The 19,375-nt window shown below is 71.7% G+C and carries 13 protein-coding genes, 1 pseudogene and 1 other annotated feature; of the genes and pseudogenes, 7 read left to right on the top strand and 7 right to left on the bottom strand.

Translation table 11 applies throughout. The annotated features are described in order from the left end of the window. The first annotated feature begins 194 nt into the window (after positions 1-194). Positions 195-512 (top strand): hypothetical protein, encoded by a 318-nt coding sequence (locus RH94_RS04085; RefSeq protein ID WP_073946270.1) that lies wholly within the window; start codon positions 195-197, stop codon positions 510-512. Between the two features lie 68 nt (positions 513-580). On the opposite strand, the gene RH94_RS04080 is transcribed toward RH94_RS04085, so the two are convergent. The 4 genes from RH94_RS04080 to RH94_RS04065 all read right to left on the bottom strand — a co-directional run bounded on the left by RH94_RS04080 (position 581) and on the right by RH94_RS04065 (position 5,130). Next, positions 581-2,278: a relaxase/mobilization nuclease domain-containing protein gene (locus RH94_RS04080; RefSeq protein WP_073946269.1), complete on the bottom strand. Its 1,698-nt coding sequence runs from the start codon at positions 2,276-2,278 to the stop codon at positions 581-583. Next, complete coding sequence (locus RH94_RS04075; protein ID WP_073946268.1) at positions 2,268-2,843, bottom strand: MobC domain-containing protein; 576 nt, start codon at positions 2,841-2,843, stop codon at positions 2,268-2,270. Before RH94_RS04075 ends, RH94_RS04080 begins: the two co-directional genes overlap by 11 nt. 315 nt (positions 2,844-3,158) lie before the next feature. Beyond that, entirely contained in the window at positions 3,159-4,415 is a 1,257-nt protein-coding gene (locus RH94_RS04070) for a DUF3631 domain-containing protein (protein WP_073946267.1), read from the bottom strand. A gap of 520 nt (positions 4,416-4,935) precedes the next feature. Next, positions 4,936-5,130 (bottom strand): helix-turn-helix transcriptional regulator, encoded by a 195-nt coding sequence (locus RH94_RS04065; RefSeq protein WP_073946266.1) that lies wholly within the window; start codon positions 5,128-5,130, stop codon positions 4,936-4,938. Positions 5,131-5,251: 121 nt separating this feature from the next. On the opposite strand from RH94_RS04065, the gene RH94_RS04060 reads away from it, so the two are divergent. The 3 genes and pseudogenes from RH94_RS04060 to RH94_RS46565 all read left to right on the top strand — a co-directional run. Next, entirely contained in the window at positions 5,252-5,752 is a 501-nt protein-coding gene (locus RH94_RS04060; RefSeq protein WP_073946265.1) for a helix-turn-helix transcriptional regulator, read from the top strand. A gap of 24 nt (positions 5,753-5,776) precedes the next feature. Next, positions 5,777-6,895 carry a tyrosine-type recombinase/integrase gene (locus RH94_RS04055; protein WP_073946264.1) on the top strand — a complete coding sequence of 373 codons (1,119 nt, stop codon included), beginning with the start codon at positions 5,777-5,779 and terminating at the stop codon, positions 6,893-6,895. Positions 6,896-7,284: 389 nt separating this feature from the next. Next, positions 7,285-7,884: pseudogene (locus tag RH94_RS46565) on the top strand (IS3 family transposase); the annotation flags it as partial. Further along, positions 7,571-7,701 (top strand) — a sequence feature (AL1L pseudoknot). It overlaps the preceding pseudogene by 131 nt. Before the next feature lie 25 nt (positions 7,885-7,909). Here the strand turns inward: RH94_RS46565 and RH94_RS42280 are convergent. The 3 genes from RH94_RS42280 to RH94_RS40220 are packed head-to-tail and all read right to left on the bottom strand — an operon-like array spanning position 7,910 to position 13,145. Next, complete coding sequence (locus RH94_RS42280; RefSeq protein ID WP_073946263.1) at positions 7,910-11,725, bottom strand: CHAT domain-containing protein; 3,816 nt, start codon at positions 11,723-11,725, stop codon at positions 7,910-7,912. After that, positions 11,722-12,864, bottom strand: a complete 1,143-nt coding sequence (locus RH94_RS40225) for a hypothetical protein (RefSeq protein WP_073946262.1) — start codon at positions 12,862-12,864, stop codon at positions 11,722-11,724. The genes RH94_RS42280 and RH94_RS40225 overlap by 4 nt, the downstream gene beginning before the upstream one ends. 32 nt (positions 12,865-12,896) lie before the next feature. Beyond that, positions 12,897-13,145, bottom strand: a complete 249-nt coding sequence (locus RH94_RS40220) for a hypothetical protein (protein ID WP_073946261.1) — start codon at positions 13,143-13,145, stop codon at positions 12,897-12,899. A gap of 241 nt (positions 13,146-13,386) precedes the next feature. Between RH94_RS40220 and RH94_RS04025 the strand changes: the two genes are divergently transcribed. The 3 genes from RH94_RS04025 to RH94_RS04015 are packed head-to-tail and all read left to right on the top strand — an operon-like array spanning position 13,387 to position 17,488. Continuing rightward, positions 13,387-14,733 (top strand): hypothetical protein, encoded by a 1,347-nt coding sequence (locus RH94_RS04025; protein WP_143203947.1) that lies wholly within the window; start codon positions 13,387-13,389, stop codon positions 14,731-14,733. Next, positions 14,730-16,700, top strand: a complete 1,971-nt coding sequence (locus RH94_RS04020; RefSeq protein WP_107428618.1) for an AAA family ATPase — start codon at positions 14,730-14,732, stop codon at positions 16,698-16,700. Before RH94_RS04025 ends, RH94_RS04020 begins: the two co-directional genes overlap by 4 nt. Next, positions 16,691-17,488 (top strand): 4Fe-4S single cluster domain-containing protein, encoded by a 798-nt coding sequence (locus tag RH94_RS04015; RefSeq protein ID WP_073946258.1) that lies wholly within the window; start codon positions 16,691-16,693, stop codon positions 17,486-17,488. The genes RH94_RS04020 and RH94_RS04015 overlap by 10 nt, the downstream gene beginning before the upstream one ends. Positions 17,489-19,375: the final 1,887 nt, after the last annotated feature.

The raw sequence follows: 19,375 nt of genomic DNA, 5'->3' as shown, positions 1-19,375 counted from the left end.
GGCACCCCAGCCTGGTAGCCGCCAAGACTGGCTCCGATGAAAAAGGTCCCTCCAAGGGAGCCGCACCCATCGAACTCTGCCCAGGGATCCAGACACGTGCCGCCCCGGCGCGACTGTGCTACGTGTCGTCGAGCAGATGCGACGATCCCAGCATGAGCTCACCAGAACCCCTGTCTCCTCCTCAGCGTGCGTTCATGCTCAACGCATTCGAGATCGACATCCTCCCGGGCGTACGCGGCGACCTGGAGGAGCCGTACGAGGACGCTCCTGGTGCGGAGCTGGCCGACGTCTTGCTTCCGCTCGTCGACAGGCGGTGGATCGACGTCTGCCGCGTCATCCCCTGGACCGCGCCCGACGGGAGCAGTGGCTTCCAGCCCGGCAGGCCCATCGCGCGTGACGAGTTGCCTGCGCTCCTGGCCAACGACGACAACTGGGAATACCCCGACGACGGCGAGTGGATCGGCTGCCTGACCCTCATTTTGACCGACAAGGGACGAGAGATCCCCTGGTAGCCCGATGGTGGTCAAAGTTCGATGACAAGCGGCCACGGCTCGCTGTCGCAGGACAGCATCGGACGGGATCACCGGTGCCGACCTCGTTCTTCAAGCCTCATGGCCACTGGCGTGGCCGGAGGGTGTGGCGCGGCGGACACGGACGATACGCCGCTGATGGTGCTTCGGCTGCGAGCTGCTTGCGTCCGCCGGTTCGGCTGAGCGGCGATGCGCCAGGTGAGAACCTCGGCGGGGTGCTCGGCGCTGTCGAGCTCTCGCTCGGAACCCACCTCCGCCAGGAGGTGCCGGGGGTTGTGGCCGGCAGTCTTGGCGCGGGCGAGAGTCGTTGTCAGGGCGGCCCACGCGGGGTCGGCGAGGACGCGGTCGGCGTGGTAGGGAAGGGCGGCACGAAGGTCCTGCTCGAAGCGGCTGGCGGTTGTGGCGCTTGGAGCGCGGCGGGCGAGCTCCGCCAAGACCGGTTCGGCGGCCTGCTGGTAGCCCGCTTGGAGGTGGCGGAGGGTTTCCTCGGCTGCTGCCGCCTGCTGCTCGTGGCCGCGTTGCTCGTGCCACTTGGCGGCGGCGCGGGCCAAGTGCAGGGCCGCGAAGAGCACGGCTATGGCGAGCCCGCCCGGCTCACCGGAGGCATAGGCGAGTTCCTTTGCGGCCTGCCGCAGCGCGGCGGCGGCCTGGTGGTCGGCCCGGATCGTTGAGCGGCGGGCCCGGTTGAACGCCCTGGCTGCCGACACCAATTCCTGCCTGTATTGGCCGTGTGTGGCGCGAGCCATGTTGTGCAAGGTGTCGCCGAAGGCATCCAAGTGGCCCTGGACCGCGGAGTCGTCGTCCGAGCCGAGGATGGCGCTCGCCGTGCTGAGGGCGTTCTCGACGCGCCACCATGGCGTGTTGGGGTCCGCCATGCGCTCTGGGCGGTCGGCCACCTCCTGGTCGGGGAGGCGTTCGCGTAGGCGGTTGATGGAGAGGTCGGGGGCGAGTTTCGAGCCGCTGTACCAGACGGGTTCGCCGGCCGCGTTGGTGTCGCCGGGTGCGGCGAGGCTGTAGCCGATCACGTCACCGGTCTGGGGGCCGAGGCGGGTCTTGACCTTGATGCCGAGGGACTGCAGCGCGGTGAAGTAGTCGGCTTCGTTGCGTACGGCTGCGGCGACCGCGTACGCCTGCTCGCGCAGCCACTGCCGTGCCGTGACCGTCTGGCCCTGGCGTTCCGCCTTGGCGCGTTCGGCGCCGGTGGGGGTGCGGGGCGCGGTGAGGTCGCCGGACTTCAGGCGGCGCAGGCCGAATTCGGCTTCGATCTTGCGGCATTCGGCTTGGGCCCGCTGTCCGTCGCGGTGGGTGCGCGGGCGGCGCCCGTCGGCGCGGACGGTGGTGGCCATGATGTGGATGTGGTCATCGGCGTGGCGCACCGCGATCCACCGGCATGCCTTCTCGTCACCTTCGGGTGCGATGCCGACGGCGTGAACGATGCGGCGCGCGACCTCGGCCCACTCGGCGTCGGTGAGGTAGCAGTCGCCGGGCGCGGTGCGGACCGGGCAGTGCCACACGTGCTGCGGCGGCTTCTTGCCGCCCAGCTCGCGGGTGCGCAGGTCGACGTGGTGGTCGAGGCGCCTGGCGAGCAGGGTGTAGCTGGCCTCGGGGGTGCGGCCGGGGTCGGGGGCGCCGGCCATGTCCCAGGCGGCGACGATATGAGGGTCGGTGTGTTCGTCGCGGCGGCCGGGGCCGAAGAGGTAGACGATCAGTCCACGGGTGTCGGAGCCGGTGGAGACGTCAGGAACCATGTGCGGTGCCTTCCGCCAGGAGCTGGTCGATCAGCCGGTAGCTGTTCTGAGCCGCTTGCTCGACGCGGTCCAGCACCGCCTCGGCACGCTCGGGCACTGTTCCTCGGTGGATGGCTGCGGTGATCTGGTTGAGGTTGCCGCCGATGCGGTTCAGCGCGACCGTGTGTGCCTCGACGGCCTCGATCAGCGGGCGGAGAGGATCGTCCTCCGGGCTGCCGACCGGCCCCGCCTTGCCGAGGGCGACGGCGGCGGCAGCGTCCCCGACGAATCCGGCGAACTTCTGACCCCGCTGGTGAGCGGCGGCGCTGATCACGCGAACCGCGGTCCGCGTGAAGCGGATGGTCTTCTCCTGGTCGCGCTTCTCCACTGTGCGCTTGCGGTTCATCAGCGCGGGCAGGACGGGGGCGTCGAGATCCCGCCAGGACGGCTGCTCGACGGGCGGTTGGGCATCGGTCGGCGGCTGAGTGCGAGGGGCGACGGAGGCGGCTGCGGACGGACAGCTGGTCTCGGCTATGCCCTCCTCCGGCTCGGGCGCCCCCTGGCGCTCGGCCTTCTCCTCCGCCACCCCTGGGGCGGGGGCAAGCGCGGACGAAGCCTCGTTAGAGGCTCGTTCGCTCCAGCTTGCTGCTGATCGGCGGGGCAGGCCGAAGAGTTCCTTGCGGCGGCGGATGGGGGCGTTGTCGGTGCTCGTTTCGGGCATGTCGGTGCTCCGGTAGTCGTGTGGGGTGGGGCTTCGTCACGTCCGTTGCATCCGTCCCGTAGCTGGTCAGGGCAGGTACGGAGACGGTCGCCGGTACGGAGTGATCCGTATTGGCGAGGAACTCCGTCCCCGCGCTGACCTGCGCGGGGACGGATGCAACGGATTGATACGGAGTCGGTGTCAGCGAGTGGGCTTGGGGCCGGCAGGCCCGCCGGGCGGGCCGACGGGCAGCGTCCCGGACGGAGGGGTGGGTGGCTTGCCCTGGACTGGACGTGCGGGCGTGGCCTCGAGCCCGGCTGCGGGGGCCGGTTGGGCGGGGTCGGGGCAGTAGCGGGCCCAGGCGTCGAGGAACTGGTTGCGGGCGTATGCCTTGGCCTGCCTGCCGTTTTCGAAGCGGTGGTTGGCCGGGCTGATGCCGAAGTCCCTGAGCAGGTTGGCCAGGTGGTAGGCGTTCAGGCCTTTCGTCCCGTACTCGGCCCAGGGCGCTTCGGCGTCCTGGACGAGGGCGGCGAGCAGGTCCTGGCTGCGCAGAGCCTCCTTGCGGCCCTCCTGCTCGAAGACGCGGCGGATGTCGCGCAGCAGCCGCGTCTTGAGGGTCGTCTGCTCGTCCTGGACCACCTCGTTGCGGGTCATCGCCCGGCAGGCGGCACGGGCCCGCGAGGGCCAGTGCCCGCCGGCCAGGTCGGCGACGATCACCAGCGGCTCCCACGTGTCGGCGGCGCGGTCCTCGACCGGCATCTGCGGAACCAGGCCCGCGGCGGTGCTCCGCAGCGGGGTCAGCCAGGCGGTCAGCCGGTCGCGCAGCGCGTGCAGTTCGGGCAGCGAGTACCGTGAGCGGAACGGGGTGATCCGCTCGCCGGGCTTGCGCTTCTGCATGCGGATGACGACCGCCCGGTCCATGATCGTGTCGGGCAGGTCGCCGATCCCGGCGAGCGCGGCCATGGCGAAGGTGGGGAACGCGGTCGGCTTGTGCTCCGGCCCGGAGATCCGCCAGGCGGGCCGGTTGCGCTGGTGCCCGGCGTTCAGCAGGCCGCGCAGGTCCTCCTTCTCGCCGGCCTTGGGGCCGAAGATGGTGTCGGCCTCGTCCACCAGCAGCGTCGGCGGGTTCTTGCCGATGACGCGGAAGACCACTGCGGGGGACGTGTTGACCGTCATCATCGGCTGGTGCACGGTCTCGTGGAGTACGTCCAGGACGCGGGACTTGCCGCATCCCTTGGTCGGCCCCACTACCGCCAGCCGTGGCGCGTGCTGGAGAGCGGGCTGGATGTGGGAGGCCGCCACCCACAACGTGACCGCCGTCAGCGCCTCCTCGCTCGGCAGCACCACGTACCGGCCGATAGCCGCACGCAGGTCATCCAGCAGCGCGGCTCCTTTGTCGGCCGTCTCGCCGCCCGCACCGGCGCGGTCCCCGGTCCCCGGTCCGCCGCCGGGGACCACGGTCCCCGCAGATACGTGGGGACCGTGGCCATCACCATCTGCTCGGAGCACGACGTGTTCGCCCGGGATTCGGGGACCGGGTTCGGGGACCGGGGGACCGAAAGTCTCCGTCCGGTCCGCGACTTCCGCTCCCGCGGGACCGGTCCCCAAGGCACTGACCTGCACATGTTCCGCGCTGGGGGTGTTTCGGTCCCCGACCGGAACACCCGTCGAAGCATCGCCGCTGGCGGGTGCAGCAGGGGACCGTGACTCCGTTCGGTCTCCGCTTCGGTCCCCGTTGCGCCAGGTGATGCCTTGGCCGGGGACCGCGGTGGTGGGCCAGGCAACCTCGGAGGGTGTGTTCGAGGTGGCGGGGGACGTAGGGTCCGCCATAGACGTTCCTCTCGGGTGAGGGACGGGACGGGCAAGGTCCCGCCCCTCACCGGTTCGTTCGTTCAGAGATGGGCGACGTGCAGGGGAATCTCCGGCCCTCGGCGTTGGCGCGCCGGGGGCCGTTGCCGTGTCCGGGCCTGCCGGTGGCTCATGCGGCCAGGCCCCACTCGTCTCGGCCGTCGATCAGGGTGCGCTCGTAGCGCAGCAGCTCGCTCTCGGGGTACAGCACCCGCTTGCCGACCTTGATGCCGCGCGGGCCCTTCTTGATGTGGCGCCAGTAGCGGACGGTGCTCTCGGCTGTGCGGTAGCGCTCGGCGACCTCGGCGGTGGTCAGGTATCGCATGCATTCCCATTCGGTTAGATAGTGATTCGATCTGCATAAGGTTGTACCCCGCGATCGGCGGTTACCCAAATCGGGAAGCTCATGTTTCAATCTGGATAGCGATGGGGATGATGGAGGTTCGATGGCAGGCGACAAGCCCGAGGGCGGCGAGGTGCCGCTGCTCTACAGCGAGGGGAATGTGGCCGCGCGCGTGGCCCTGGAGCGCGAGGTCAGAGGGTGGAGCACGACCGAGCTGGCCGAGCGGGTGACCAGGGCCGGCGTCAAGATGAACCAGACAGCGGTCTGGCGCATCGAGAACGGCACCCCTCGCCGACGTATCAATCTCGACGAGGCCCTCGCCTTCGCCCGCGTCTTCGAGCTTCCTCTGGAAGAGCTGATGTCCCCGCCCCTGGAGGGGCTCGACATCGACAGCCGGCGGCTCGTCCAGGAGGCCGTCGAAGCGTTCTACGAGGCCCGAGACGCGCGCGACCGCCTGCACCACGCCGTGGTCGCCATCGCCGATCACATCAAGGCCCATCCCGACAGCTCGCGGGCGATCCACGAGCAGTGCCTCCGCCTCATGGGTGACGAGCGGGACGCTCGCACTCTCAGCAGCGACATCGAGGACGGCGGCCACTACTGACAACCGACACGAAGGAGAAGCCACTTGGCCAACATCCAGAAGCGCCCCAACGGCAAATGGCGGGCCCGCTACCGCGACCTCGACGGCAAGGAGCACGCGCGCCACTTCGAGCGTAAGATCGACGCCCAGCGGTGGCTCGACGAGGTCACGGCCAGCATGGTCACCGGGCAGTACGTCGACCCGCGGTCGGCGAAGAAGCCCTTCAAGGAGTACGCGGAGGAATGGCGGGCCATCCAGCCGCACCGGCCTTCCACGGCCAAGGCGGTGGCACAGCACCTGCGCTGCTACGTCTACCCGGCCTGGGAGAAGCGGGCACTCGGCGCCATCAAGCCCGGCGATGTGCAGAGCTGGGTCGCCAGCCTCACCACCACGCACGGGCTGGCCGCCAGCACCTCACGGACGGTCTTCAACACCGTCAACGCCGTCTTCCGGGCCGCCGTCCGTGACCGGATGATCCCTCACAACCCGTGCGCCGAGGCGAAGCTGCCCTCGGTGCCACGGAAGAAGATCGTGCCGCTGGCCGTCGAGCAGGTGCGGACGCTGTCCGAGGAGATACCCGCCCGATACAAGGGCCTCGTGCTGCTCGGCGCGGCCACCGGGCTCCGCCCCGGCGAGCTCTTCGGCCTCCAGCTCCGGCACGTGGACCTGCTGCACGCGACCGTCTCGGTCGAGCAGCAGATCCAGCAGACCGCCAAGCACGGCGTGTACGTCTGCCCGCCCAAGACCGCTCGCTCGCACCGCACGGTCCCGCTCCCCCGCATGGCGGTGGATGCGATGAAGACCCACCTGCGGGAGTTCCCCGCCGATGGGCCCGAGAGCTGGATCTTCACGGCGCCGCAAGGCGGACCCGTGGTCTACACGCACTTCATGGACGGGTCTTGGCGGCCCGCCTGCGCGAAGGCAGGCATACCGAAGGGCACCGGCCCCCACGCCCTCCGGCACCACTACGCCAGCCTGCTGATCAAGCACGGCGAATCGGTGAAGACGGTCTCCGAGCGTCTCGGCCACACCAACGCGGCCATGACGCTGAACATCTACACCCACCTGTGGCCCGACTCCGAGGAGCGGACCCGGGCCGCGGTCGACAAGGCGTACGCGGACCAGTCCGCCGACGCCCAGCCACCGGTCGACGAAGCGGCGTAGCCGCTCTCCCGCGCGCTGACCGAAGTCAGCACGCTGCGGACTCTGCGCGGACCGTAAAGGCCGCCCAACCCACTCCGCCGCAGGTCAGACGGCCTTTCGCTAGACGTATCAGACGTTGAAGCGGAACTCCACCATAAGGCTCTGACCTGCGAAAATGCCCGCTCATCCAGCACCGATCCAGCACGGGCGCCACGACGAAGAAGACTCAAGGTCACCAAACGTACCCGACAGCGCCCGCACATATATGAAGTCTGCGAGCGCCCGCTCCCTGCCGGCTTACAAGACATGCTGAGTACCCGCCCCGAGCACGCCGCCCGAGCAGCTTCTGTCATGAGACCCCACTCTTTGAACCGCCCCGGGTTCGATGGAGACATCGAAGACCCGGAAGGATGCCGTTTGTGGCTGCTCCCCGTAAGTATCCCGACGAACTGCGCGAACGCGCGACGCGCTTGGCGGTCGAGGCGCGCAAGGACCCGGTCGGCCGGGCCGGTGCGATCAAGCGCATCGCCGACCAGCTCGATGTGCATCCCGAGGCCCTGCGCGGGTGGGTCAAGCGGGCCGAGACCGACGAAGGCATCGTGCCCGGCACCATCAGTGCCGACGCCGCCCGGATCGCGGAGCTGGAGCGGGAGGTGAAGGAACTGCGGCGGGCGAACGCGATATTGAAGTCCGCCTCGGCTTTTCTTCGCAGCGGAGCTGGACCGTCCACTGCGATGAAGGTCGCCTACATCGACCAGCACAAGGAGACGTTCGGCGTCCAGCCGATCTGCGACGTTCTCGCCGAGACGGACGCGCCGATCGCGCCGAGCACCTACTACGCCGCCCGCACCCGCCCGCCCTCAGCCCGCAGCCTGCGCGACGAGGAACTCACTGTGGAGATCCGCCGGATTCACGCGGCCAACTACGGTGTCTACGGGGCACGCAAGGTCCACGCAGCCCTGGGACGCGAGGGATGCGAGGTAGCCCGCTGCACGGTCGAACGCCTCATGCGCGCGGCCGGACGGATTCGCCGGTTCAGCGTCCCAGGTGGACTACTCCGGCCCAGTGCGCCGGTGATGTCATGCTGTCCCCCTTCTCCCGCAGGGAAGCCTCGAATCGGGCGACTCGTGCCTCGAAAGCACGGGCGAGTGGTGCCGGGAAGCGGGCGGGAGCACGGCGATCAGGGTCACGCATCCAGCGCTGGGCCCGGCGTAGGGCCTCGGCGGGCTCGTGGCCACGGCGCAGGTGGTAGTGGAAGACGGCCATCAGAAAGCCGGTGGTGGCGTTCGTGAGCGGCCACAGCGAGGCGATGACCGCCCCGGCACGGGCCGCGAGGAACGCCGACGCGACGGTGAAGCCCTCGTCGGGATGGCTGAGGCTGACGTTGCTCGCGCAGCAGGCCAGCGAAACGCAGACACCGCGTGGTGAGCCAATGTCGGCGGTGGGACCGGCGAGGTCGAGCGCGCTGATCTGGTCGATGCGCAGACCGCCGTCCGGGAGGGCGATCCGGGCGCGCCAGGACTCGGTCACGTCCGCCATGAGGTGGGCTGCGATGTCCACGACGGTGAACTTGTGTGCCGTTTCCGAGAGTCGGCGCAGCAACCAGGGGCCAGTGGCCTGCGCCGCGTCGGCCACGGTCGCTCTGGGGTAGACGGCCTCGCGGAGCGTGCTTGTCGCCGCCCAGTCGGCCTGGTCGGCGGTGAGGCCGTTGACGAGCAGGGCCTCCTCGCCGGCCCGGACCGGGGGGAGCGCGGACGCGGCGATGAGCTGGCGGGCGCCACACACCGTCGTCATCACCAGCTGGTCCACCGCCGGTGTGTCCTGGTCCAGCACTGCGGCCGCCCACGGGACGAAGGCGAGTTCGCCCGCCGGGACCAGCACCACCCGGTGCCGCCCGTCCGCACGCCGCCCGCAGCGACTCGCGAGCTCACGCAGAAGTGGTGACAGCTGGCTCCTGCCCGACCGTTCCGACAGGTCCGCGAGCGCCGCCCGCCAGTGCGCGACGGTGGCGGACCGATGCTCGTCGTCCGCCTCTGGTCGAGTGCGGGCTCGCAGGGCTTCGACGTAGCGGGTCAAGGCCGCGTCGTCGCCGGGTGCGGCGGGCAGCGGGACCCACTCGGCGTTCCCGTCCGGCGTGACGAGGACGGCGCCTCGCTCCAGCATGTCCTTGGCTTCCGGTGGCGGGGAAGGCAGCAGATAGACGAGCGCGTGGGCGCCGACGGCCCGCAGGGCGGCGGCGACGGACGCCACGGTCGGCACGTCCTCGGCGCGGCCGTGGCGGTCGGCGTCCAGTACGTGGGCCACCTGCGCGGCGAGCTGGTCAGGGACGCTCAGGTCGCGGCCCGGGTCACCGGGCCGGTAGGGCAGGGCGCCTGCCGGTGCCGAGGGCCGCCGCTCCCAGCGGTCCGCGAGGTCGTGCCGGCCGACGGCGCGCAGCCGGGCGGCGGTATCGGGACGCAGCCTGGTCTGCTCGACGATGCTTCGGCCGGTCTCCAGGGCTCGTACCACGTCGTCCCACGCCCGGTCGTACGCTGCCCAGCGCGCTGCCCGCTGCGCCAGCGCCCCGGCTGCGCGCGCGAGGATCAGGGCGTCAGCGGTGTCGTCCTGTCCCATGACCGTACGGGCGTACTCGCGCAGGCAGCCAAGGGCAATGAGCCGGGACTCCGCGAAGTCCGCCTCGGGATCGGGACCGCCGGGGTCCGGCTGGGAGACCCGCGCGGCACGCACCTGGTCGAAGCGGGCGCGGGCCAGTTCGAGCAGCGGGGCTGCTTCGGGCGGCACCGAACCATCGGGCAGGGCGGCGTCGAGCGACTCCATACGCGTCGACCACGAGTGGCTGAGGGCGCGCTTGCGCAGTCCCTCAGCAAGCCGCATCGCCCCCTCGATTCGCAGTTCCCACATGGAGCCGCGCCTGGACTCATCGGCGGCGGCCCGCAGCTCAGCAACCGTGGAGTCGGTGCCCGCGGCCCCGGCCAGGCCGATCACGCCGCGCAGCAGCCGCGCGAGTCCGGCTTCGGGGTCCGCCGAGTCCGCCGGCCCGGTGAGCGACCGGACGTAGGAGAGCAGCCGTTCCTTCGCGTCTCCGTCGTCGCCGGAGACCAGCAGGAGCCAGTCGCGCAGCATCAGGATGTGGTGGTGGTCGGTGGTGTTGGGCCGGACGACGGCGCAGGCCCGCTCCGCCCACGGCAGCGCCTCGGTGGCAAGGGCCGCGCTGTCCCGGCCGGGCAGCTGAGCGGCCAGCGCGAAGCACTGGGCGGCGAACTGACAGGCGACCGACGTCAGTACCTCGCCCAGCCGGTCCTTCTCCAGCCGGTCCATGGTGCGCCGGACCATCAGGAGCGCCGCGTCCACGTGGTTGACGCCGCGGCTGAGCGGCGTATCGCAGTCCACGTCCTCACTACCCGCCCGCTGGTGGAACACGAGGTGGGACAGCGCCTGCAGCAGCCGCAGCACCACGGCGGCCGGTCCGGTCAGGAGCGTGTCCGACGCATACCGGTTCAGCAGGGCAAGTGCCTTTCGGGTATCCGCGACGGAGCCCGTGATGTGACTGCGCTGCATGAGCGAGTGGCTGAGGACCAGCAGGGCGTTGGGCACGCCGGGATGGTCGGGCGGTACGAGCGGCAGTGCCCGGCTCACGTCGTCGATGACACCGGCGATGGCGTCCTCGGAGAGGGAGTAGCGCACGAGGACGCCGCGGGCCATGCTCCGGATCAGCAGAGCGCTGGGGTATTCGGAGTCGCGAGGCGGGAGTCCGGCGAGCGCGGTGTCGCATGCCCCGACGATGTCCGGGGCGCGGGACACCGGCAGGAGGCCGGCGTTGACCGCGTGGATGGCACCCTCCGCGAACAGCACGGACTCGCGCAGCGCGGCCTCGTCACCCCGGTGCCGCACTCCTTCGAGATAGTCCAGGGTAGCGAGTAGGCTGGCCTTTCCCTGGGGCGTGTCCAGGCGGTGTTCCAGGTTCCACTTCAGCTCGACGCGCGCTTCGAGCAGGTGCAGGGCCCGCGCGGCGCCGGGGTCGATGCCGGCTTCCTCGCGGGTCCGCCGCGCGCGTTGCAGCACCTGTTCCACCCGCTCCGAGGCCATGGCCTCCCCGTCCCCGAGCAGCCGCTGCAACTCGGTCAGCACATCCACCGCCGAAAACACGCGCAGGTCCTGGTCGTCGGTCGGGGTCAGGCGCCGTATCCGGGCGAGGACGTGCTGCCTTTGCATCTGCAGTTCGCCGGCCAGCTTCCGGAGTGCGGTGGAGCCGGGTGTGCTCTCCTTGGGCCCGACCTCGGCCCGGAACTCGTGGGCCAGGTCGAGGAGGTCGTCCAGCCCGGCGTGCACCTGGAACAGGAGGTGGAGGACCTCCAGCGGATCCGGCCCGGGGCCGCTTGCGGATCGCACCGTACTGCCCGGGGCCGGGACGGCGTCCAGGCATTCGTACGCGTCCTCCAGTATGTGCAGGGCCTGCAGGCACTCGGTGATCCGGGCGGTGGGGCCGCCCTCGGCGCGCTCGCCGGTCAGGCCGCCGGAGTGGAAGAGCAGCAGGGCGAGACTCATCTGCCGGGTCACCCGGTCGTGAAGCCGGGGCGCCGGGGCGGTGCGGCGGAGCAGGGCGACGGTCCGGCACCGCAGCCGGTGGAGCGGCGGAGGTAGCGGCTCGGCGTGCTCGAAGTGGTCCACCTCGGCGGCGACCAGGAGGGCGAGGTCCGTTATCAGCGACGCCATGCCGGGGCCGTCGGGGCCGACGGCCCACGCGCGCGTGAGGATCGCCGCCACGTCCCAGGCGTCGTCCTCGTCCGCGACCGCTCCGCCCAGCGGCAGGCCGTTGAGGCCGACGGGGGTGGTGGGCACCGTGTCCGTCATGGCGCCGACTGCACCGAGGGAGCCGGCCCGGAGTGGCTCCCGGACTGGTCGGGCAGGGTGACGGCGGGGGCGGCCGGGAGTGGTGTGAGCGCGAACGCCGTCGCCGGTTCGGGCTCCGGGGGTACGAACAGGGTGTGCGGCGCCTGGAGTCCGCGGCGGCTGAGGTAACCGCTCAGCGCCGCACCCAGCTCCCGCTCCTCGGCGGGCGTGGCCGGGGCGGGCCAGCCCGCCACCCGGTAGATGTCGGCGCGGGCGGCGACCAGTACGGCCTCCACGCTGTCGCAGTACACGTCGGCGGCGGCACACAGCCCCCGGAAGAGCAGGAACACGGCGAGCGCGGCCCCGAGAGCAGCCGCCAGGAAGGCGCCGAGCTCCAGCGGTCCGCCGTCGTCCCGCCATACCGTCACCCCCAGGCCCACCGCGGCGGCCAGACAGGTCAGCACCGCCCACAGCAGGTTCTGCCCACGCGTGGTCAGCCGGTCGGAGTCGCCCCGCAGACGGCCGCTCAGCTGCTCCGGGAGCGCCAGGTCGATGAGTTCCCAGCAGGTCGCGAGGTCCCAGCCGTGCCGACCGGTCACCCGCTCGGTCATCGCGGCCAGGCTGTTGCCGATACGGGTCGGCGCGATTAGCAGCTCCCTCGGGTAGCGGCGCCGTCGCGCCCGCGCGCGGTCCAGCATCAGCCGGGCCAGGGCGGGGGCAGGGGCAGAGGCAGGGGCAGGGGCTGGCCGCCCGGAAGCGCTCATGCCCGGGGCGACCGGATCGGCCGCGCGCAGCCGGTTGTACACGCGTAGGTGCCGCCCCACACGCCAGGCCGTCCAGCGCCGGAGCCACGAGGTCACCGGCCAGGAGGTCCCGGCGAGGAAGCGGATGACGGGAGTGGAGGCCGCCGCCACCACGAGTGTGGAGCCCACCGCCGCCGCGATCGCCAGCACCCCGTACACGCACAGGGTGACGACGTCGAAGCGGCTGCCCTGGCACCACATCCCCGCAGTGCCCCGTGCGTCCGCGCAGCCGCGCACCGGCGGGAGCCAGGACCGCACCGCGAGACCGGCCACCGCCCAGAAGACCAGTGCGCCGCCGCTGATCCGGGCGAGCCAGCTCTTGGCGTGGCCCACCGCATAGCTGCTCAGCAGTTCCAACCGTTCCCCACCCTTCTCGCCCGCTTCTTCCCTCAGGGCAGGCGGTACTCGAGCCGGATGTTGTGCACCGGGCAGACCTCGATGCCGCTGTCGGTCCAGTCGGCCGTACCGCTGTGGGCCTGCGCGCAGCCGGAGGCGTCATCGCCTCCGCAGCGCCAGGCGTAACCGTGCTCCAGGGAGGGGGCAGCGGCGGGCGGGAAGGTCGAGGCGAGGTCGGCGTGGGCGCCGTCGAGGCCGTCGTCCCTTGGTCCGTCGTCGGGGGGTGGCGCGGAGTTTTTCATGCTCGTCCCTGGTGGTCTCTGGCCGTCCCGGCCGTGGGTCTGTGACGGCGGCGGGGGCCGCGCGGCTCGCCGGGAACCGTCCGGCCATCGCGGGCCGTGGGCCTCGGCGAATCCATCATGACCTACGAATTGCGTCATGGCACCTCAAATCCCTTATAGAGAAACGATCTTGGCCTTCCGTCCGATAACGTATGCTCCTCGCGTAGCGCACCTGTGCGCGGCACGACATCCGGGGGGATGCATGAGCTCGTCGGTGATCATCGACTGGGAACAGCTCGCGGCCGAGGAGCGCGCCCGGTGTCTACGCCTCCAGCAGGAGTTCATCGACACCCGCGCGTACGCCCGTCGGCTGGCCCGTCGTTGCGCCGCGACCCAGGCGGTCACTGGAGTCCGTATCGGCGTACCGCTGGTCACCACGCCCGGTATCGAGGAGGGCTCGGCCGCCCTGGCCGAGCAACTGAGCTCGTTACGCAAGCGGCTGACGTCCGTGGAGGAGCAGCTGGACTCCGCTGCCCGGGGCTTCGCTCATGAGCGGGCGGCGGCACGTCCCGTGCGGCAGGCACCGGCACCCGCGGCCCGCCCAAGCACCACGGCCGCCGACGAACTCGCGGCGTGGCGCGAGCGGGAGAGCACGCGGCAGCGGGCCGAGACGGAAGCGGCGGCCGAGCGGGTCCGCGCCGAGGCGGCCGAACGTGAGGCCGCGACCAGGCTCGCCCGCGCCGCCGATCTGGCCGAGGCTCTGCCCGACCGCGCGGAGGAGGTGCACGACGCGGCCCGCGCGGTACTGGCCGGCGCACCCGGTGCCGAGGCTGCCTTCGCGCGGCTCGCCGCGGCGGGCCGGGAGGCCGAGCACGCCGCACGGGCGCGTGAGGAGGTTGCGGTTCTTCGCGAGCGCATCGCTCTGGTGGCGGAGCAGGTCACGGCTGCCCGGGACCCCAAGGCCCCCGCGTACGCCGACATGCTGCGGGCTCAGGAGGCCAAATGCGGGGACGACCTCGCGCGGCTGGGCGACGTCCTGCGGGTCGCTCAGGAGGTGCTCGGCCGGCTCACCGCCGCCGAGAGCCGCGCCGAGCTGATCGTGGCGGTGCACGCGGCGATGAGCGAGGTGTGGTCCCTCACCGCCGCTCCCGGCGCCGTGACGGCGGAGCCGGCGGAGAGCGCCACGGGGCACCGCGTGAGCACGGGTGTCGCGGGCGCGGCGGGACACCTCGTGAACACCGTCCTCGTCCCCCTCCCGGACGCGTTCCCGCACCACGCCATCCGGTTCGACATGAACGACGCCGACTCGCTGACGGCGGAGATCGTCCGGATCCCCGGCGGCGACCCGGCGGCGGACCGGGCGGCGCAGGAGCACATGTGCGCCGACATGGACGAACTGACCGCGCGGCTCGCCGCCCGGGGTTTCGCCAGCACCTGGCGGGAGCAGGCCCCGGCGGGGGCGCTCCCCGTCGAGACCGCCGCTCGCGTGGAGCGCGACCAGGAGGCGGCGGAGCGGGCGGAGACCGCGGCTGCCGCGATCAGCCGGGCCCGGGCGGCCGCCCGGCAGACGGCGACGCAGCGCACGGACCCGGCGCGAGGTGACACATGAGCACTCCGCCACACGGTCCTCGCCCTGGCAGCACCACCCCCGACGGCACTGCCGCCGACAGGCGGTCGACCCTGCCCGAGGCATGGATGCGCGAGGTGGACCTCTCGCTGTCCCTCGCCCCGCATCTCCTGCTCACCGGCAATGTCCGCGATCTTTATCAACTCCCCGTACGCGAAGGCACCGTGCGGCTGGTGACCCTGCAGGACGTCCTGTGGGAGGTGTGCCGCGCACGGGGGTACGGCGCGCTGCTGACCCTGGACCCGTTGCGCGGGCTGGAGCGCGTGGACGACCCGGAGGATCCGCGCGCACCCACCCCACGGACCGCGGACCGAAGGACCGCGGACGCGAGGATCGCGGACCTGCTCAAGAGGTATGAGGGGACGGAGTTCGACTCGGTCAAGCTGCGCGGGCTCCTGGTGGCTCTGCACGACCTGTTCAGCGGCGAGGACGGGCTGACCGTGCCGGTCGCCCTCGTGGTGCCCTACGCCGCCCACGCCCTGCCGGGCGACACGGTGATGCGCGCCGACCGCACGCTGTTCACCGCGATCGAGGCACTGGGCCACACGGCCCCCACGATCCCGATGCCGGGCCGCCCTGGGGAGCGGGCCTTCGGGCTCACGCTGATCTGGGTGTGTGAGCAGCAGGACCACCTGCCCTCGGCCTTCCCGGTGGCCAGCGACTCGATTCGGGTGATCCGGTTGCTGCGCCCGAACCTCGACCGTCGTACGCAGCTCGCAGCCCGCTTCGTCCGCCGCGTGTTCGGCGCCGAGGCACAGAAGGAGGAGTTGAAGTCGCTCGCGGGGGCCACCGACGGGATGACCGCGCGCCAGGTGCACACGACCGTACGAACCGCCGCCACCCTGCCGCCGGGGCCCACCGTCTTCTCCGACGCGGCCCGGCTGGTGCGGGTGGGCATCACCGACGACCCCTGGGCGGGCGACACCGTGCGCCGTCAACTCGCCGATGCTGACGACTACTTGTCCCACCGAGTGCTGGGTCAGCCGACGGCCGTGCGCAAGACCGTCGATGTCCTGACCCGGGCGGCCGTCGGACTGACCGGCGCGCAGTCCTCGGCGGCCCGCAACCGCCCCCGCGGCGTCCTCTTCCTCGCGGGGCCCACCGGTGTCGGCAAGACGGAGCTGGCCCGCGCGGTCACCACGCTGCTGCTCGGGGAAGAGGCACAGCCGGTGCGCTTCGACATGTCCGAGTTCCGCGTGGACGAGAGCCGCCAGCGCCTCATCGGCGCACCGCCCGGGTACGTCGGTTACGACTCCGGCGGCGAACTCACCAACGCGGTAAGGGCGCAGCCCGCCTGCGTGCTGCTCTTCGACGAGATCGAGAAGGCCCACGAACGCATCCTCGACCTGTTCCTCCAGATCCTGGACGACGGCCGGCTCACCGACAGCCGGGGCAGCACCGTGTACTTCTCCGAGTGCTTCATCATCTTCACCTCCAACCTCGGCACCCAGCCGACGAAGGAGGGGAACGAGAAGGAGAACGACCCGGACGCGGCCGTACGCCGGGCCGAGGAGCTGCTCGATCAGTTCACCCACCACCCGGACGCCTACTTCAACCACTTCCGGTCCGCCTACGAGGACTTCTTCGACCGCAAGATCGGCCGCCCGGAGTTGCGCAACCGGCTCGGCGACAACTACGTCACCCTCGGGTTCATCGACAAAGCGGCCGCCTGTGAGGTCCTGGACCGCTCGCTCGAGTCGGTCGTCGCACGTGTCCGGTCGGTCCACAAGACCGAGCTGGTGATCAGCGCGGACGCGCGGGACACCCTGATGGACGCGGCCGTGGCCAAGCTGGGCCTCGGGGCACGGGGCATCCTCAACCTCGTGGAGAGTGCGGTGGTCAACCCGCTCAGCCGGGAGCTGTTCCACGAGCCCCGGACCGAGGACGCCCGGATCACCCTCGCGGACCTCATCCCGGAGAACGAAGGCTGGAGACCGGTATGGGACTGACCGGCGGGGAACGGACCGGAGCGGCTCCGACGGACACGGCTCTGCAGGTCAACCGCCTGCACTTCCCGGTCACGGCCCTGGGCCCGGGCCGTCGGCTCGGTGTGTGGACCCAGGGATGCTCGGTGCGCTGCGCGGGCTGCCTCGCCCACGACACCTGGTCACCCGGGAACGGCTCCCCCCTCACCCCTGAGGACTTCCGGGTTCTCTGGCGGCGAGCGCTCGATCAGGGCGCGGACGGGCTCACCGTGTCCGGCGGCGAGCCAGGCGACCAGCCGCAGGCGCTGACCGCGTTGCTGCGGGTGGCCCGCGAAGAAGTGGCCGACCGCCCCGCCGATCTCCTCGTCTACACAGGCCACCCTCTGACGGTCCTGGAGCAGCGCGCTCCCGAGGTGACCGGCGGCCTCGCGGACACGGTGATCAGCGAGCCCTTCCGGGCCGACCTGCCAACCGCTCTGATCTGGCGCGGCTCGGCCAACCAGATCGTCACCCCGCTCACCCCACTGGGGCGGGAGCGGTACGGCCCGTGGCTGGAGCACCGCCCCGAGCGCGCGCCCATGCAGCTCGTGGCATCCGACAGCGACGCCTGGCTCATCGGCGTACCCCGGCCGGGTGAACTGGCACTGCTGGAAAGGGCCTTACGCACAGCTGGCTTCCGCCATGGACAGGTTTCCTGGCGTCCAGGTCGCCGTTTCCTCCCTGGCTCCGCACCGGAATCCGGCGACGCACCCCGGGAGGTCAGACCGCCGATCACTTCGTCCGGCCCGCTTCAGAAGGAGAACGACCGGTGAAGTACTACTGCCGGGACGGCGAGCACCCCTGCGCCACCGCCTACTGCGACGAGCACGACTGCGACACCGTGAAGGCCACGCACCCGCGGGGCACCACTCACCCGCATACCGGACCAGCCGGGGACAGTGGCGCGGTGGACCCCATCGACGACCTGCTGCGCGGCGCGGGCGCGACGGACGCGGAGGACTCGGCCAGGGAATCCGCGCTCGGGCCGGACGAGGAACAGGTGGAACTCCCGCTCGGCGTCAGGCGCCGCTACCAGCTCCTGGCGATGCTGCCCGCCGAGGCCGCCGTCGGCGGGCGCCTGTGGTTGGCGGCGCCGGTGGTCAGCCCGCAGGGAATCGTCCTGCTGAAGGTGCACGCGCGCGGTTTCCAGCCGAGCGCGGCGAAAGACCGGCTGCGCAACGGGAACGCGGACGTCCTGGCGCGTCTCGACGGCGGGGTGGAAACCCTGCCCGACGGCAGCCGCACCGTCACCTGGGAGACCTTGCGGCTGCCAGGCGGCGGGACGCTGCGAAAGGCGTTGAACGATGCGCTCGCCGCGCCGGGAGGGCCTCCGGGCCGTCTCGGCGGACTGGCCGAGCCGACCGTCCGGGCCCTGCTGACCGGCCTGGCTGATCTGCTGGAGACCTGGGAGCGCGACTTCGCGGCGGTCCCCGTCAACATCTCACCGGACACGCTGTACCTGCGCGAGCTGGGCGGCTCCGAACTGGTGCTCCCGGATCTCGACGGCGCGGCCGTGCTGGGCGGGGAGTGCGCACGGGGTCCGCGCCCGCCGCTGACGCACTATCTGGCACCGGCCCATCTGGCGCTGCGGGGCCGCTGGGGCGTCCGCAGCGCCTGGGTCAGCGTGGCCGCCACCGTCCACGAACTTCTCACCGGTCGGCCGCGGATCGAGGCCGGCCAGGATCCCGAAGAGCTGACGGACGCCCTGCTTCACCCTCCGGCCGCCGACACGGGCGACCCGCGGTGGGACGACCTGCTCGACCGGCTGGCCGGCGGCCGCCTGGGGCCGGAGGAAGTACGGGCCTGGTGCGGGCAGGAGTCCGCGACCGCCCCCGCCGAGCCGTTCCGGTACGGCGACCGTGCCTACGACGACCCGAAGGAACTGGTGTCGGCCCTCATCGACTTGGGCGCGAGCGGTCCGCTGTGGCTCGGTGCCCCGGACAACACGGAGCGGCTTGCCGGGTGGCTCGAGTCCCTTGCGCCGCATGCGGACCTCAGTCCGTTGCACCGGCTCATGCGCTCACCGCGTGAACCCTACGCGGCCGACCGGGCCCTGGCCGCGCTCGCCGCGGACTTCCTCCCGTTCGTCCAGCCACGTTTCCAGGGCGATGTCATCGACGAGGACGGCCTGCTGGCGCTGGCCGCGCGCGAGGACGTCACGGTGCTGCGCGCGGTGCTGGACAGCGGCGTGCTGCGCAGTGCGGCCCGGCAGACCTGTGCCCGGCACGGTGGCGAGCCCGGATGCCCGGTATTGCGCGGCGTGTCCGACAGAGTGACCAGGGCCCTGGACACGGCCCGCCAGGAGACCGGCCGCACCGCGCTGGCGTTGGAGCGCGAACGCGACGACGAGTCCGACGAGTTGCGAGCCGACGCGGCCCAGCACCTGGTCCCGGCCGGCCCCGGCTGGTACGACGAGGACTCCGCGCTGTCCACCGTGGTCCGTTTACTCGTCGACGACGAGCGCTTCCTCCGGCACTGCCTCGAACGCCTGTCGAAGGTACGGCCCTCCGCAGGCACCCCGCGTTGGTGGGGCCGTCTGCACGACCAGACGACCGAGTCGCTGGGCCACGACCCGACGGGGCCGCTCGGGGCGACGGCGGCAGGACTGGTGGCGACGGCGCTGGCCTTCGACCGGCAGGTCATGGCGTTCCGCCGCGACC

Source organism: Streptomyces kebangsaanensis (assembly GCF_001906585.1).
In the GTDB taxonomy this organism is placed as follows: Bacteria; Actinomycetota; Actinomycetes; order Streptomycetales; family Streptomycetaceae; genus Streptomyces; species Streptomyces kebangsaanensis.
This window is presented reverse-complemented; position numbering and strand designations above follow the sequence as displayed.